The 15120-nt window shown below is 71.8% G+C and carries 12 protein-coding genes, 1 pseudogene and 1 riboswitch; of the genes and pseudogenes, 9 read left to right on the forward strand and 4 right to left on the reverse strand.

Going from position 1 to position 15120, the window contains the following annotated elements; all coding sequences use genetic code 11:
• The 5 genes and pseudogenes from AC5LUJ_RS00740 to AC5LUJ_RS00760 form a co-directional block, all read left to right on the forward strand.
• A pseudogene (locus AC5LUJ_RS00740) lies at positions 1 to 2883 on the forward strand (hypothetical protein); the annotation flags it as partial.
• A 161-nt stretch (positions 2884 to 3044) separates the two neighbouring features.
• Positions 3045 to 3488 (forward strand): NfeD family protein, encoded by a 444-nt coding sequence (locus tag AC5LUJ_RS00745; RefSeq protein ID WP_250280536.1) that lies wholly within the window; start codon positions 3045 to 3047, stop codon positions 3486 to 3488.
• Between the two features lie 26 nt (positions 3489 to 3514).
• A complete protein-coding gene (locus AC5LUJ_RS00750) occupies positions 3515 to 4417 on the forward strand; it encodes an SPFH domain-containing protein (RefSeq protein ID WP_250280509.1) in 903 nt (300 codons plus the stop codon).
• A gap of 270 nt (positions 4418 to 4687) precedes the next feature.
• A complete protein-coding gene (tkt, locus tag AC5LUJ_RS00755; protein WP_250280506.1) occupies positions 4688 to 6784 on the forward strand; it encodes a transketolase in 2097 nt (698 codons plus the stop codon).
• 324 nt (positions 6785 to 7108) lie between these two features.
• The gene (locus tag AC5LUJ_RS00760) at positions 7109 to 7546 is read left to right on the forward strand and encodes a cold-shock protein (protein ID WP_250280503.1); all 438 of its coding nucleotides are present in this window, start codon (positions 7109 to 7111) and stop codon (positions 7544 to 7546) included.
• 549 nt (positions 7547 to 8095) lie between these two features.
• A riboswitch (cyclic di-AMP (ydaO/yuaA leader) is annotated at positions 8096 to 8261 on the forward strand.
• Positions 8262 to 8334: 73 nt separating this feature from the next.
• Here AC5LUJ_RS00760 and AC5LUJ_RS00765 read toward each other — a convergent pair.
• Positions 8335 to 8649 (reverse strand): hypothetical protein, encoded by a 315-nt coding sequence (locus AC5LUJ_RS00765; protein ID WP_250280502.1) that lies wholly within the window; start codon positions 8647 to 8649, stop codon positions 8335 to 8337.
• On the opposite strand from AC5LUJ_RS00765, the gene AC5LUJ_RS00770 reads away from it, so the two are divergent.
• On the forward strand, positions 8630 to 9004 hold the full coding sequence (locus AC5LUJ_RS00770) for a C40 family peptidase (protein WP_445548386.1): 375 nt from the start codon (positions 8630 to 8632) through the stop codon (positions 9002 to 9004). The two genes, AC5LUJ_RS00765 and AC5LUJ_RS00770, sit on opposite strands and share 20 nt — an antisense overlap.
• Positions 9005 to 9401: 397 nt before the next feature.
• On the forward strand, positions 9402 to 10190 hold the full coding sequence (locus tag AC5LUJ_RS00775) for a peptidoglycan-binding protein (RefSeq protein WP_250280500.1): 789 nt from the start codon (positions 9402 to 9404) through the stop codon (positions 10188 to 10190).
• Between the two features lie 298 nt (positions 10191 to 10488).
• Here the strand turns inward: AC5LUJ_RS00775 and AC5LUJ_RS00780 are convergent, their stop codons facing one another.
• Complete coding sequence (locus AC5LUJ_RS00780) at positions 10489 to 11448, reverse strand: S1C family serine protease (protein WP_250280497.1); 960 nt, start codon at positions 11446 to 11448, stop codon at positions 10489 to 10491.
• 332 nt (positions 11449 to 11780) lie between these two features.
• Here AC5LUJ_RS00780 and AC5LUJ_RS00785 point away from each other — a divergent pair, with 332 nt between their 5' ends.
• A complete protein-coding gene (locus tag AC5LUJ_RS00785; RefSeq protein WP_493464313.1) occupies positions 11781 to 12125 on the forward strand; it encodes a metallopeptidase family protein in 345 nt (114 codons plus the stop codon).
• A 480-nt stretch (positions 12126 to 12605) separates the two neighbouring features.
• Positions 12606 to 13454, forward strand: coding sequence for a DUF4394 domain-containing protein (locus AC5LUJ_RS00790; RefSeq protein WP_250280493.1), 849 nt, complete (start codon positions 12606 to 12608; stop codon positions 13452 to 13454).
• Positions 13455 to 13756: 302 nt separating this feature from the next.
• Here the strand turns inward: AC5LUJ_RS00790 and AC5LUJ_RS00795 are convergent, their stop codons facing one another.
• Together AC5LUJ_RS00795 and AC5LUJ_RS00800 are read right to left on the reverse strand one after the other, a co-directional pair.
• Positions 13757 to 14065, reverse strand: a complete 309-nt coding sequence (locus AC5LUJ_RS00795) for a DUF1876 domain-containing protein (RefSeq protein ID WP_250280490.1) — start codon at positions 14063 to 14065, stop codon at positions 13757 to 13759.
• A 257-nt stretch (positions 14066 to 14322) separates the two neighbouring features.
• Positions 14323 to 15120, reverse strand: a 798-nt coding sequence (locus AC5LUJ_RS00800; RefSeq protein WP_493464314.1) for an HAD-IC family P-type ATPase, incomplete at its 5' end; no start/stop codon positions are given.

Raw genomic sequence — 15120 nt, forward strand, 5'->3', positions numbered from 1 at the left:
ACCCCGGCCACCCCGGCCACCCCGGCAGGCCCGGCGAGACCGACCGGCCCGGCAGCTCCGTCGGCTTCTGTCGGCTCGGCCACGTCGGCCGGCCCGGCGACCCAGCGCAGCCTGGACGGCGGGCTGTCATGGCGACCGGTGGGCGTCGCCGGTGCCGAGCCCGCTGCCGCGCTGTTCCGGCTGCGCATCGTCCCCGCCCGGTTCACGATGCCGGTGGAGCTTCAGGTAGGGGAAGGCGCGGCGGCCCACCGGGTCGGCCTGCAACGGCTCGCCCCGCTGGGCCGGGTGGAGATCGACCTGAACGCCGAAGAAATCATCGGCGGTGTCAACGCGGCCCTGGCCGCGGCACCGGAAGCCCAGGGCTGCCCGAGCGGTGAGCACGTGCGCAACGGCGGCTTCACCCGCTGGAACCGGACGGCGGACCTGCCGAACGGCTCCCGGGTCGTGGTTGCCGGCTTCCCGGTGCGGCGGATCGCGGTCGCCGCGGGCGGCTGCCGCGCCTTTGCCGCGGGTGGCGCACCGGCCGGGAATCTGGCGGTGCTGAGGATTCTCCCCGAGGTGGCCGTGCTCGACGTCTTCCCCGACCGCATGGAGGCCCGCCGGCAGCGTGATCCTTTCACGCTGCCGGCGGCCGGTTCGCTGGACGGCTTGGCCGCCGACCCCGGCGGGCGCTACGGCTACGTTCTGCTGGACGGCCAGAAGCTGGTGACAGTGGACGTCGAGGGCGACCGGACCACGCCTGTCACGCTGGCCCACGGCGGACTGACGGCGGTGGCTGCCTCCCCGGACGGAACCACTCTCTACCTGGCCGGTACGCGCAGTGCCGACGCTGGTGCCGACGGCGGCGCTGAAGGCGGTGGGGGAGCTGAAGGCGGTGGGGGAGCCGGTGGCGCAGAGGCCGCGGTCGCGCACAGCGTCGTCGCCGTGGCGGCGTCCGATGTCCGCGCCGGCGAGGCCCCGGGCGGGGAGGGCAAGCTGTGGGGCGCCGAGGCGGTGCTGGATGATCCCCCCGTCGATCTGGCGGTCAGCCCCGACGGCTTGACGCTGTGGGTTCTGACCAGCGGGGAGCACGGCTGCGCGCTGGTCGCGATCGACCTGGCGCGGCTGGCTGTCCGCGGCGGGCCGATCCCGCTGGACGACGGGGCGATTCGATGCGCGCTCACCGCGGACGGCAGGACCGCCGCCGTCGTGCACTCCGGGGCCGCGCTGAGCGTCGTCGACCTGACGTCCGCGGTGGTGCGTAACCGGTTGAGCCTGCGCCCGGACAGCGGCCGCGACGGCTCGAGGGCGTCGGGCGTCGCGGTCAGTGGGGACGGACGCCATGCCTTCGTCACCCTGCGCACCGCCGATGCCGTGGCGGTCGTGGACCTGACACGGTCCCGCGTCGTGGACCGGGTGGCGGTCGGTGGCGGGCCCGCGGACTGCGTGATCACCCCGGACGGTGAGCGGCTGTATGTCGCGGACCTGCTGCTGCCCGAAGGTGCGCTGCCCGAAGCTCCAGCCACCGGCCCGCAGACCCCGACGGCCCCGCAGACCCCGGACAGGTTCACCGTGCTGACCATCGGCACCCTGGTGCCCGAGGACTGGGTGGTCACGGCTGGCGTCGTCCGGCCCTGCTGCCTGCCGCCGGGCGGCCGGGCAGCGATGATCGGTGCCGAAGCCCCGGGCGGTGACGAGCTGGCCCGCGCACCGGGCGACGATGAGCCGCAGCTCATCGCGACGTCGGCGTTGGCCCAGGTCATGCCCGTTTCGGGCGGATGCCGGTACGAACTGACGTTCACGGCCTCGGCCTCGGCCGCGGGCGCGGCCGCCGAGCTGCACTGGCGCGCGGCCGGCTGCACGGTCGAGCGCACGGACGAGGTGCCGATCCGGGAGCGGCCCACGGATGAGGCCGCGGCCGGGCTCACGACAACGGTGGCGCGCTCCGGCGAGGATCCGGCGGTCGGGGTACAGCCGCGGCTGCGGACACATCACGCCGTCCTGACCTCCCCCGCCGGCGCCGAACAGGTGGAACTGCGGTTGCGGGCGCCGGCCGGAGTGGTGGCAGCGGTGGACCAGGTCTCGTTGCGCGCCACCGAGAGTGTGCTGACCAACGCGGACCTGATGTTCGATGACGACGTGCTGGTCGGCTGGGAGCTCAGCCCACCGGCTCCGGCCGGGTTCGACGCCACCTCCGCGGCGGATCATCTGAGCCTGGTCAACGGCGCGGCGGTCGTGGTGACGCTCGCGCAGCGGGCGAGCGTGCAGGCCGGCCGCCCGTACCGGCTCCTGATCGACGCGGCGGCTCCGGCCGGCGCCGCCGCGGTGCCGTCGGCGGAGGTTGTCTGGTCGGCGGCCGGGAGCCCGACCGGGGCGGTACTGTCGGTGCCGCTGCCGTCCTCGGCGGCCGTCCCACAGGTCAGGATCGGTACGGCCCCTCCCGGCGCGGACGCGGCGCAGGTGCGCGTCGTCCTGCCTGCGGGGTCCGTGCTAGGGCTGCGCCGGGTGACGTTGGAGGCCGTCATGGTCACCGAGGTACCCGTCACGTTCATCGCTGCCTCGCCCGGTGAGCTGACGGTGACGAACTGGCAGGTGGCCTACGACATCGACGAGACCCCCCGGCTGCCGCCACCGCCCGCTGGCGGGCTGTGCCTGCCCGGCCGCCCGGAACCGGTGCCCGGCGAGAGCCCGGCGGGCGCCGGCTACTGCGTCACCTGCCAGGGAGAGCACGAGCTGCTCGGCCCCGAGCCCACCGTGACCGCGTCGGGCGCGGCCTCCACCCGCTTCAGCTGTGCCAACTGCGGCTCGCGGGTGGTGCTCCCCGGCACGCACGGCATTCCCGTGCCGCCCAGCGGGCCGTTACGGGTCGGCGGGCCACCCACCCCACCCCGCCGGCCGGGGTGAGGCCCCCCGGGTCCGGTGGCGGCCCTGAAGCCAGGATGCGTCCTGGCGGAAGGAGACGTGCTTGGTCGTGCCGGCACCGAGAAGTACCCGCGGGAGCCGCGGGAGCCGGGTGTCGGCTGGATGCCAGCCCTTACGCCCTGGGCCGGATCGTGGATAGCATGATGGTCATGCCGCCGTGGCTGTGGTGGTTGGTGATCGCAGGCGTTCTTGGCGTGGGCGAGATGCTTACCCTTGCCCTCATTCTCGGGATGACCGCGCTCGCGGCCCTGGTGGCGGGCGCGGCCGCCGGGGCCGGCGGCCCGCTGCCCATCCAGCTTGTCGCGTTCGCCGCCACCTCCGTGGTGCTGTTGCTCGGGCTGCGGCCGGTCGCGCGCCGTCACCTGCACCAGGCGCCGGCCGTCGCGACCGGTACCGACGCGCTGATCGGCATGACCGGTGTCGTCCTTGAGCCCGTTAACGGTGACGGTGACGGCCGGGTCAGGATTCGCGGTGAGATATGGTCGGCCCGCGCGACGATCGACGGTCAGGTCCTTGAACCGGGCACGAGCGTGCGCGTGCTGCGCATCGACGGCGCCACGGCCATCGTCCACCCCGCGCAGCTGTAGCGGGCCTTGGGACCGGGGAGGCGTCGATGACCGGGCTGATCGCCACCGCGGTCGTTCTGCTGGTGCTGCTGGTTTTTCTCAGCCGGGCGGTGCGGGTTGTGCCGCAGGCCCGGGCGGTCGTGGTCGAGCGGCTGGGCCGGTACCACCGGACCCTCACCCCGGGCCTGGCCCTCGTCATCCCCGTCGTGGACCGGATCCGTGAACGCGTCGACCTGCGCGAGCAGGTGGTGACCTTCCCGCCGCAGCCGGTGATCACCGAGGACAACCTCGTCGTGGGCATCGACACGGTGATCTACTTCCAGGTCACCGACCCGCGCGCGTCCACCTACGAGATCGCCGACGTCATCAGCGCGATCGAGCAGCTCACTGTCACGACGCTGCGCAACGTGATCGGTAGTCTGAACCTGGAGCAGACCCTGACCTCCCGTGATGAGATCAACACCAGGCTGCGCGGTGTGCTCGACGAGGCGACCGGCAAGTGGGGCATCCGGGTCAACCGGGTGGAGCTCAAGGCCATCGACCCGCCGGCGTCGATCCAGGACTCGATGGAGAAGCAGATGCGCGCCGAGCGGGACCGCCGGGCGGCGATCCTGTCGGCGGAGGGCGTCAAGCAGAGCGAGATCCTGCGCGCCGAGGGTGAGAAACAGGCCGCGATCCTGCGCGCCGAGGGAGAGCGGCAGGCGAAGATCCTCGCCGCGCAGGGCGAGGCGGAGGCCATCACCACGGTGTTCCGGGCGATCCATGCCGGCAACGCCGACCAGAAACTGCTCGCCTACCAGTACTTGCAGACCCTGCCGCGCATCGCCGCGGGCGAGGCGAACAAGGTCTGGATCGTCCCCAGCGAGCTGACCAGGGCGTTCGGGGGCCTCGCCGCCTTCGGTGGCCTCGCCGACGGGCCGGACCACACGGCCGGCGGGCAGCCTCGCTGACAGCTTCCCGCCCGGTCCCCCGCGTCTGCGTCTCCGTCCGCGCGGACGTACCCGCGTGTACGTACGGTCACCGTAGTGACGCCGTCGGCCGGTACGTTCTCTCCTGACATCGGAGCCGGGAAACGAGAGCGCGGGAGCAAGGCCACAGCGGCGCCCGCACGGCCCCGACGCCCACCGGAGATCCGTCACCGCTGGATACGATCTAGGGCGTGGACCCGCAAGCGCCTGCGACGGACGTTGTGGGCGTCCTATCCGACACAAAGGATGTACATGACGCCCACCGAACAGCCGGCCATCACCGACACGGACGATCTGTGCGTCGCGACGATCCGCACACTGTGTATGGACGCGGTGCAGGCCGCGAACTCCGGGCACCCGGGCACCCCGATGGCCATGGCACCGGTGACCTACACGCTGTGGCAGGAGTTCCTGCGCTTCGACCCCGACGATCCCTCCTGGCCGAACCGGGACAGGTTCGTGCTGTCGGCGGGGCACGCGTCGGCGTTGCTGTACGCGATGCTGCACCTGGCCGGTGTCCGGGCGGTCGGCCCCACCTATGAGACGCCCGGCGGGCCGGCGGTCACCCTCGACGACATCAGACGCTTCCGCCAGCTGGACGGGAAGTGCCCCGGCCACCCGGAGTACCGCTGGACGTCCGGGGTGGAGGCGACCACCGGGCCGCTGGGCACGGGCGCGGCGACGGCGGTGGGCATGGCCATCGCCGGGCGCTGGCTGGCGGCGCGCTTCAACCGGCCCGGCTTCGACGTGTTCGACCACGACGTGTACGCGCTGTGCGGTGACGGCGACCTGATGGAGGGGGTCGCGGCCGAGGCGGCGTCGCTGGCCGGCCACCTGGGGCTGGCCAACCTGTGCTGGATCTACGACAACAACCACATCAGCATCGAGGGCGGCACCGACCTGGCGTTCACCGAGGACGTGGCCACCCGGTTCATCGCCTACGGCTGGAACGTCACCCGGGTCGGTGACGCCAACGACCGCACGGCCCTGGGCCGCGCCTTCGAGACGTTCCGCCGCGAGCCGCACCGCCCGACCCTGATCATCGTCGACAGCCAGATCGCCTTCGGCGCCCCGACCAAGCAGGGCACCGCCGCCGCGCACGGGGAGCCGCTGGGGGAGGAGGAGATCCGGGCGACGAAGCGGTTCTACAACTGGCCGCCGGAGGCCCGCTTCCTCGTCCCCGACGGGGTGTACGAGCACTTCGCCGCCGGTGTCGGCAAGCGGGGCCGGGCCGAGCGGGACAGCTGGCTGGCCCTGCTCGGCCGCTACCGGGAGGCACATCCCGATCTCGCCGGCCAGCTCGACCTGCTGTGGGGCGGGCAGCTGCCCGACGGCTGGGACGCCGACATCCCCGTCTTCCCCGCCGACGGCAAGGGCCTGGCCACCCGGGACTCCTCCGGGAAGGTCCTCAACGCCGTCGCTGCCCGGGTGCCCTGGCTGGTCGGCGGCTCCGCCGATCTCGCCCCGTCGACGAAGACCCGGCTGACCGTCGACGGCGCCGGGGACTTCCAGGCCGCCAGCCCGGGTGGGCGCAACCTGCACTTCGGCGTCCGCGAGCACGCGTCGGCCGCGGTGGCCAACGGGCTGTCCCTGTCCGGGCTGCGGCCGCTGTGGTCGACCTTTCTGATCTTCTCCGACTTCGCCCGCGGCGCCCTGCGGCTGTCCGCGCTGATGGAGCTGCCGGTCATCCACGTGTTCACCCATGACTCCATCGGGGTCGGGGAGGACGGGCCGACGCACCAGCCGGTCGAGCAGCTCGCCTCGCTGCGGGCCGTCCCCGGCCTGCTGGTGATCCGCCCCTGTGACGCGGGCGAGGTCGCGCAGGCGTGGCGGGTGGTGATGGGCCTGGAGCAGGAGCCGGCCGCGCTCGTCCTGAGCCGGCAGGCGCTGCCGACGCTGGACCGGGCCCGCTACGCCGACGCCGCCGGGCTCGCCCGCGGCGGCTACGTGCTGGCCGACCCCGCCGACGGCGACCCCGAGGTGATCCTGATCGGTACCGGCAGCGAGGTGCACCTGGCCCTGGCCGCCCATGAGGAGCTGGCCGCGCAGGGGGTGCGCGCCCGGGTGGTCAGCCTGCCGTCCTGGGAGCTGTTCGAGCGGCAGCCCGCGCGGTACCGCGAGCAGGTGCTGCCGCCGGCGGTCCGCGCGCGGGTCGTGGTCGAGCAGGCCGCCACGCTCGGCTGGGAACGGTACGCCGGCCCGGACGGGGTGATCATCGGGATGCGGACCTTCGGCGCGTCCGCCCCGCTGCGGGACCTGCAGACCAGATTCGGTTTCACCCCGCGGGCGGTGGTCGACGCCGCCAGGCAGAGCCTGGCCGCCGTCCACGCCGCCGGTGACCCGGCGTAGACCGTAAGGACACGGATCCGCGGCTTGTGACCATGACGTCGACGGCCGGCTGGCCCCCGGGGCGCTTCCGGGGGCCGGCCGGCCGGTCAGCTGGTCAGCTGGTCGGCCGTTCCGCCCCGGTGTATCCGCGCTCGTTCCCCATCGGCCGCTGTCGGTCGTTCCGCGCTCCGGGTGTCGGGCTTGACCTGGGTAGGCGTACCTGAGACGGTGAGCAGGTCCTGCGGTCGCGCGAGCGGTCCTGGGGCTTGGTTGTACACAGGTTCGTCTGGTGTGCAGTTCACTTGGTACAGGGCTGGTTGGCACAGAGGTTGTACAGGGGCAGATGTGGTGGGTACTGGTAGAATTCTGCGTTTCGACGGGGTTCGCGGCTACGGTTTCATAGCGCCCGATGCCGGTGGCGACGACGTTTTCATGCACGCAAACGATCTTCAGGACGAGAAGCACCTGTTCCAGCCCGGAACGCTGGTGGAGTTCGAGGCGGAGGAGAGTGACAGGGGCCCGAAGGCCTCGGTCGTCCGTCTGATCCGCCGGGCTCCGGCCCGTCCGGCGCCCGTGTATCCGGTGGTCTCCCCAGGTGTGGTCAACGGGCGTTCGAGCGCCGACGACGACGACATGTGCGACGTCCTCACCGTCGGGGAGTTCCGGCATCTGCTGACCGAGACGCTCATCGAATCGGTGCCGACCCTGACCGGCGGCCAGATAAGCCAGATACGGCAGCGACTGACCACCCTCGCGCAGGCGCGCGGCTGGGTCGAGTCCTGACCGACGCCGCTCCGCCCGGGGCCCTGCCTGGCCCGGGGCGGACCGGCGGCCCCGCTGGTGCCCGGGCGTCACTGATGCCCGGACGCTGCGCCGTCCGCGCTGGCCATGCCGCCGGCCGCGGCGTGCGCACGTCCGGGTTCGTGGCGTTGCTTCGGCGGTCCGTGGGCCCACCCGGGCGATCCACTGCGCCCGACAGCGCAAACGCTGTTTCGGGCAGTGCAAATGCTGTGCCCGACAGTGCAAATGCTGTGCCCGACAGCGAAACACAACGGTGGAAAAAATGTTGTTGCCGGTCCGCATCGGCCGTTTCACGATACGCGCTGGTTAACCATGGGAGCGGTGTGTAGCGCCATCACGCTGCGGCCAGCTCGTACCGTCCCGGCAGCCATCCTGGGACGGCCCGCGTAAATGATGCGTACGGTGAGTGTTGTGCGCCGACATGCCGAGAAAACCGCCGCTTGCGGTTACCAAAAGTAGTTCGCTACGTTGGCCGGGCTCTCAACGGCACCGGACCGCACGCCGAGTTCTGTCCACGGTCCGGTGTCTTCCGACTAGCGATCGCCAGGACAGAAGCGGGGGACCCACCTTTCCGCCGGACGTCGCCACCACGGTGGCCGTCCTTGGGGTGAAGTCGGCCGCGCAGGTATCCGCGCGTCGACCGGGCTTCCCGGCCCGAACCCGACAGCTAACCTCGCAGGCGTATGGGAAGGATCATCGTTGCCTGCACACCAGGTGAATTCAGGTCCGGCTGCCGTAGGTCATCCCAGTCCCAGTTCCAGGCGCGGTCGTCATCGCGCGCCCACGACCCGCTCCGCCCTCGGCCGGATATCGGCACGTACCGCGGTTGCCGCCGCGGCCACCGGTACCGTCGCCCTCTCCGGGCTGGCCGCACCGGCCCTGGCGAACGACCGTGGCGCGGGCACGGGCGGGACGGGGTGGACCGACGCCGCCACGGCCGGCACGACCACCGCGGCCGGCACGACCGCTGCCCGGCCCGCTACCTTCACGATCACCCCGGCCGTCTGGTCGGCGGCCTCGTCGCCGGCCGCCGCCGCGGGCGTGCGCACGCTGTCGGCGCAGCCGGTGAGTTTCTCGACGTCCACCAGTGGTTTCGGGGCGAAACTCGTCTATCTGGCGTCGAAGCAGGCCGGAAAGCCGTACGTGTGGGGTGCCGAGGGGCCCCGGGCGTTCGACTGCTCCGGCCTCGTCCAGTACATCTACAAGCAGCTCGGCCGCAGCGTCCCGCGGACGGCCAACGCGCAGTACAACGCCTCCCAGAAGATATCGAAGAATGCCCGGCAGCCCGGTGACCTCATTTTCTTCGGCCGGCCGGGCGGCATCCACCACGTAGGGATCTACGCCGGGAACGGGATGATGTGGGCCGCCCCGCACACCGGGGCCGTGGTCCGGCTCCAGAAGGTCTACACCGGCAGCCATCTGGTCGGCCGTATCAGGTGACCCGCCCGCCCGGGCCGGGCTGGCGGCCACGGGGTGTTCGGGTGCCCCGGGCGGACAGCGCGGGCAACAGCCGGCGGCCGCCGCGAAAATTTCTCCCGGCCACTGCCGGGTAACTGTTCCTGGAGCCCCGGGCAGGTCCGGCGCGGGTCCCGCGCCGGATATCCAGAAAATTCCGGCCGGAGCGCACGGTGCTTCTCCCGGAGCGCTCCGGAAATGACCGGGAAATTTTCTGGACGAATGCGGTCGACGGCCTGCGCCCCGGTCTGCCCGACGTGTTCCAGTCGATCAGGCGCGCTGGGAAGAGCAAACCGTCGGCTGCTCGAAGGAAATGCTGTCCTGGCGCCGCCAGTGAATTTGACGAGCCATTTCGACGATACTTTTGGATGAGAAACTGATCATGTCCAGGGGAAGACACAGAAAACCCGGCCGGTGCAACGGCGCGGCATTGGTGGGCACCGTCGGGCTCATCGGGACGACGGCCGGAATGATGCTGACCGCGGCCCCGGCCAGCGCGGCCGGGCCGTCCGGGCCCGCCGTCGTCGCCGACACGGCCATCGCCCGTGTCGCCGCGAACGCGGGGCTGCCCAGCTGCCGAGGGGTGCCGCTGGGCACCTGGGTGGCGGTGGCGCTCGCGGAGTCCGGTGGCAACGCCAGGGCGCGTAACGCGCACGGTGAGGACTCCCGCGGGCTCTGGCAGATCAACGCGCGGGTCCACACGGGCTGGCTGGCGGGCCGGAACCTGTACGACCCGGCCACCAACGCGTGGGCGGCGAAGAAGGTGTGCGACAGTCAGGGCGTGCGTGCCTGGAGCGCCTACACCAACGGTTCCTACCGCCGTCATCTGGCGCGGGGGAACGCCGCCGCGGCAGCGGCGAAAGCCAGCCCGGCGAGCATGTCGACAACGCGGTCGAGCGCCCCTGTCCCGCCCGTCAGCGGGATCAGCTACATCACCCGGAACTGTTCGCTGCCAGCGTCCACGGCAACCGTGAGAAACGGCAGCAAAATGCGTACCGAGGTGGCCGCGGTACAGCGGCGGCTGACCGGTATCGGATATCCTCTCACCGTCGACGGGATATTCGGCCCGCAGACCACCAGGGTGGTCAAGGAATACCAGCGGCGGCACGGCCTCGCGGCCGACGGAACAGTCGGCGCCCGCACCTACGCCCAGCTGTTCCCGTGCGGCTGACGGCTGGGTGCCACTGACGGCCCTGGGTGCCTCCCCCTCCCTCGGGCACCCGGGGCGCCACCGTCCGCGGGCGGCCACCGTCCCCGCCTGGGCGGGCCGGTGGCCGGCGGCCGCCCGCGGACGTTCGCCCACCAGGCCGCGACCGGCGTGAGTCTGTTGTCGTGTATGTTCATGTTTTCTGGCCGTATCAGCGCATTCTGGCTGTATTGGCGCATGCTGGCAGCATCAGTACATTCTGGCTGTATAGGCGCATTTTTGCCATATCGGCGTACACCGCGACAAACTCGTGCCGATCTTCTCAGGTGAGTGCCAGTTCCTGCGGGACGACGATGACGTCGACGAGCGCGCCGCGCCGCCACACCGTCAGTTCGAGCGGGCGGCCGATGGTGTCCTCCGTCATCAGCCGTTGCAGATCCCCCGGGGTGGCGACCGGCTGCCCGGCGACGGAGAGCACCAGGTCGTCGGCGAACAGGCCGGCGCGACCGGCCGGGCTGCCCGCGACGACCTCGGCCAGCCGCACCCCGTGCCGCCGGCCGGACCGCTCGGCCAGGTGTGGCGGCAGCGGTGCCCGGGTGCTGGCGACCCCCAGGTAGGCGCGCCGTACCCGGCCGTCGCGCATGAGCGCGGCGAGGATGCGGCGGGTGGTGGCGTTGACCGGGACGGCGAGCCCGAGCCCGATCCCGGCGACGGCGGTGTTCACCCCGACGACGTGGCAGTCGGCGGTGACCAGCGCGCCGCCGGAATTGCCCGGGTTGAGCGCGGCGTCCGTCTGGATCACTTCGTCGATGACGCGGACGGTGGCGCCGGCCCGGGTGGGCAGGGAGCGGCCGAGTGCGCTGACGACCCCCGCGGTGACGCTGCCGGTCAGGCCCAGCGGGCTGCCCACCGCGACGACGAGCTGACCGACGGAGAGCGTGTCGGCGTCGCCGAGCGCCGCCGGGGCCGGCGTGCCGCTACGGGCCCGCAGCACCGCGAGGTCGGAGAGCGGATCGGCGCCGATCACGTCCACTTCGCTGTGGGTGCCGTCGGCGAACTCGGCCATGCCCGCCGCGCCGCCGCCGGTCTGCCGTCCCGCGCGCCTCGGTCCGCTGTCGACGACGTGGGCGGAGGTGAGCAGGAAGCCGTCATCGGTGAAGACCACGGCGGATCCGGCTCCCTCGCCACGCGGCGTCCGTACCCGCAGGCTCGCGACAGCGGGGGAGACGGTGGCGGCGACTCGGGTGACGACCTGTGAGTAGGCATCGAGCGGATCCTGCATCCCGGCCTCCTGTCCCGCTTACATAATTACATCATGAGAAGCAGTGGACGCCGGACAATGTTCCCCGGGCGTCCGCCGGACGTCCTCCTGGACGTCCCCCTGGAGCGCCGGTCAGGTAGCGCGGAGCCCATCCACGACCACCCGCACAGGCCATGATCCAGAAGAGTTTGTCGTTGTGTACGCTTTTTGGCCGTAAAAGCGTACACAACGACAAAATTACGCCGATCTTCTCCGGCGGCCGACGTCCATCCAGGCCTGTTCATTCCCCGTGCCGGTGCCCGGCGGTATGGCGGCGCCGCGCCGGGACGGCGTCTGAAGGTAGGTTCACCGACGTGGTCGAGGTGTCCAGGCAGCGCTTCGAGGCCCTGGTGGCCGAGGCGCTGGACAGCCTGCCACCGCAGCTCGGCCGTCAGATGTCCAACATCGCGGTCGTTGTCGAGGACGAGCCGCCGTCGCCGGGGCTGCTGGGGCTCTACGAGGGGGTACCGCTGACGCAGCGGGGCGACTGGTACAGCGGGGTGCTGCCGGACCGGATCACGATCTACCGGCGGTCGATCTGCGACCTGGGCCGGACCGAGGAACAGGTCGTCGGGCAGGTACGGGTGACCGTCATCCACGAGGTGGCCCATCACTTCGGCATCGACGACGGGCGGCTCGCCGAGCTCGGCTGGGGATAGGACCCGCCGGCGGCCACCGCGGCCCCACCATCCGTCGGCGTGCCATCCGTCGGCGTGCCATCCGTCGGCGTGCCATCCGTCGGCGTGCCATCCGTCGGCGTGTCGTGCGTCGGCGTGTCGTGCGGTGCGTCCCGGCCGGGCGGCAGGGCCAGCGTCGAGCCACGGCCGGTGTAGCCGTCGCTGCCGTCTGGAACGGCGTGGCCGCTGTGCCGTCGTGTGTCGCTGTGTCGCTGTGTCGCTGTGTCGCTGTGTGGTCGTGTGCCGCTGTGCCTGTTGCCCCGCTCCGGGCGAAGTCGCCGTTTGTAGCGTCCTTGTTGGCAGATAGTTGACTTGTGGTTGCTCTACGTGTCTACTTCATGTCGTGGCCAGTCAGCTACGGAAAGTCGTCGTCTGGCCATCTCGTCGCTGTTGAGGCGACGTGTCCCGCAGCGCCGCGCCGGTACGCGAGCTGCCGGTGCATGAGCTAGCCAAGGAGCAACTGTGCGTAGAAAGCTGAAAGCGGCCTTCGCCACCGCCGTGTTGGCAGGCACCCTGGGGACCGTGCCGCTGCTGGCCGGGCAGGCCACCGCCGCCAGCCCGGCCGGGACGGACGGCAGGACGCCCAACCTGCAGGCGGTCGGCCTGACCAGCGATGGCGGCAGGCTGGTCCCGTTCTCCACCCGGTCCCCGCAGCGCGCGGGGGCGGGGGTGCCCGTCACCGGGCTCATCGGCCAGGACACCTCGCTCATCGGGATCGACTACCGGCCCCAGGACGGGCTGCTCTACGGCGTGGGCAACGGTGGCGGCGTCTACACGCTGAACACCACCACCGGAGTGGCCACCGGAGTGTCCCACCTGGGTGGCCCGCCGTCCGGTTTCACCTCCTTCGGCGTCGACTTCGACCCTGTCGACGGCCTGCTGCGCGTCGTCAGTGACTCGGGGCTGAACCTGCACCACGATGTCGTCACCCATGTGACGACCACGGACACCCCGTTGTCCGCCCTCGGTGCCACCGCCGTCGCCTACACCAACAACGACAGCGACCCGGCGACCGGCACCACGCTGTTCACCATCGACACCAACCTCAACCAGCTGGCGATCCAGGCGCCGCCGAACAGTGGCACCCTCACCACGGTCGGCGCACTCGGCGTGGACCCGGCTCTCAACGCCGGTCTCGACATCTACAGCACGGTCTCCGGGGGCACCTCCGTCGACGCCGCCGGGTTCGCGGCGCTGTCGGTCGCCGGTCAGTACGGCCTCTACTCGGTCAACCTGCTCACCGGGCACGTCAGCCTGATCGGGCAGTTCCCGGCCGGGACCGCGGTCTCCGACCTGGCCGTGAAGCCGTAACGACAGTCCTCGTTCACGGCTCTTCCCCGTTCGCGGCCCGTTCGCGGCCCCCGGTCGATCACGGACCGGGGGCCGCGTCGTCTCCCCGCCCAGCGGCCCCGTCCCAGCGCCCGGTCATGAGAACGAGTAGGCATACGGCTGCCGGAGCGGCCGGCTGTCCCTCGTTCCCGTGATCTGATGCGTTGAACTACTGCCGCATCGCTGTGGTCAACGCTGTTGACGGCATTGCCGCAACGATTTGATCTTCAGGGCGGCCTCGCGGCCGGACGGGGATTGACCGCGGGGCCGCGGCTCGGCCGCCGTCAGGGGCGGATGCCCTGGTGGTGCTGCGGCATGCGCAGGCGGGCCGTCTGGTGGGTGACCGCCTCGATGTCGCCGGCCGCGGCGTCGAGCAGCTGATACGCCAGCTCGGACAGTGCGCGGGAGACCGCGACCTCGTCGCCGATTTCGGGAATCTCGGTGTCGGCGGGATGCCGCCGCGCGTGCCCGACACCCCGCAGCCCGCGTCCGGCGTCCGCACGCGGCCCCGTGTGCAGGGCCGCCTCCGCGCGGGTGTGGCCGTCGTCCTCGATCAGGAACACGTCGACCGTCCATCGCTTGGTACGGGTCATGACCGGTCGCCACCTTTCTCAACAGATCTCGCCTCGGCGGATCCTGCGGAGAGCTCGTCAGCGGGCCCCGGGCCACCAGCGGTACACAGCGGACATCACCGTGTCGCCTGGTTGGTCCTTCGGACCGTGTCGCCTGGTTGGTCCGTCCGGCTCGGCTTCTCCCAGCCTGACACGGCTCGACAGCTGCCGCGAACGGCCTTCCACGTCAGATTGTGATCATTTCTTCACGCTGGCGGTGTCTCGGTGGTATCACCGCCTCACGCGGGCGAGGCGGCGTCGCGGCCGGTGGGGCGGAAGCGGCGCAGCCGCAGCGAGCTGGAGACGACGAACACGGAGCTCAGCACCATGGCCGCGCCGGCGATCATGGGGTTGAGCAGGCCGGCGGCGGCCAGTGGAAGGGCGACGACGTTGTAGGCGAAGGCCCAGAACAGGTTGCCCTTGATGGTGGCCAGGGTGCGCCGGGACAGCCGGACGGCGTCCACGGCCGCGCCGAGATCCCCGCGGACGAGGGTGATGTCGGCTGCCTCGATCGCGGCGTCCGTCCCGGTCCCCACGGCCAGGCCCAGATCGGCGCGGGCGAGCGCGGCGGCGTCGTTGACCCCGTCCCCGATCATCGCGACGACCCGGCCCCGCGCCTGCAGCCGGGCGACGACGTCGACCTTGTCCGTGGGCAGTGCCTCGGCGATCACCTCGTCGATGCCGGCCTGCGCGGCAACCGCGTGGGCGGCCCGGGCGTTGTCGCCGGTGAGCAGGACCGGTGCCAGGCCGAGGCCGCGCAGCCGGCGGACCGCGTCCGCGCTGCCGGGCCGGAGCGTGTCGGCGACGACGAGCACCGCGCGGGCGGCACCGTCCCAGCCGGCGAACACCGGCGTGCGGCCGTCCCGTTCGGCGGCCCGGGCCGCCTGTTCGAGATCGTCGGGGATGCGCATCGACCACTCGTCGAGCAGGCGACGACGACCAGTGACGATCTTCTGGCCGTCCACCGTCCCCCGCACGCCGAACCCGTCGATGCTGGTGAAGTCCTCGACGTCCGGCAGCTCGCCGAGCCGTTCCCG

It is taken from the genome of Protofrankia sp. CiP1_Cm_nod3, assembly GCF_982290655.1.

Excerpts from the sequence above, each read along its gene's own strand:
- AC5LUJ_RS00745 (WP_250280536.1), top strand. The coding sequence starts at position 3,045 with ATGGTCATGCCGCCGTGGCTGTGGTGGTTGGTGATCGCAGGCGTTCTT.
- AC5LUJ_RS00750 (WP_250280509.1), top strand. The coding sequence starts at position 3,515 with ATGACCGGGCTGATCGCCACCGCGGTCGTTCTGCTGGTGCTGCTGGTT.
- tkt (WP_250280506.1), top strand. The coding sequence starts at position 4,688 with ATGACGCCCACCGAACAGCCGGCCATCACCGACACGGACGATCTGTGC.
- AC5LUJ_RS00775 (WP_250280500.1), top strand. The coding sequence starts at position 9,402 with ATGTCCAGGGGAAGACACAGAAAACCCGGCCGGTGCAACGGCGCGGCA.
- AC5LUJ_RS00780 (WP_250280497.1), bottom strand. The coding sequence starts at position 11,448 with ATGCAGGATCCGCTCGATGCCTACTCACAGGTCGTCACCCGAGTCGCC.
- AC5LUJ_RS00795 (WP_250280490.1), bottom strand. The coding sequence starts at position 14,065 with ATGACCCGTACCAAGCGATGGACGGTCGACGTGTTCCTGATCGAGGAC.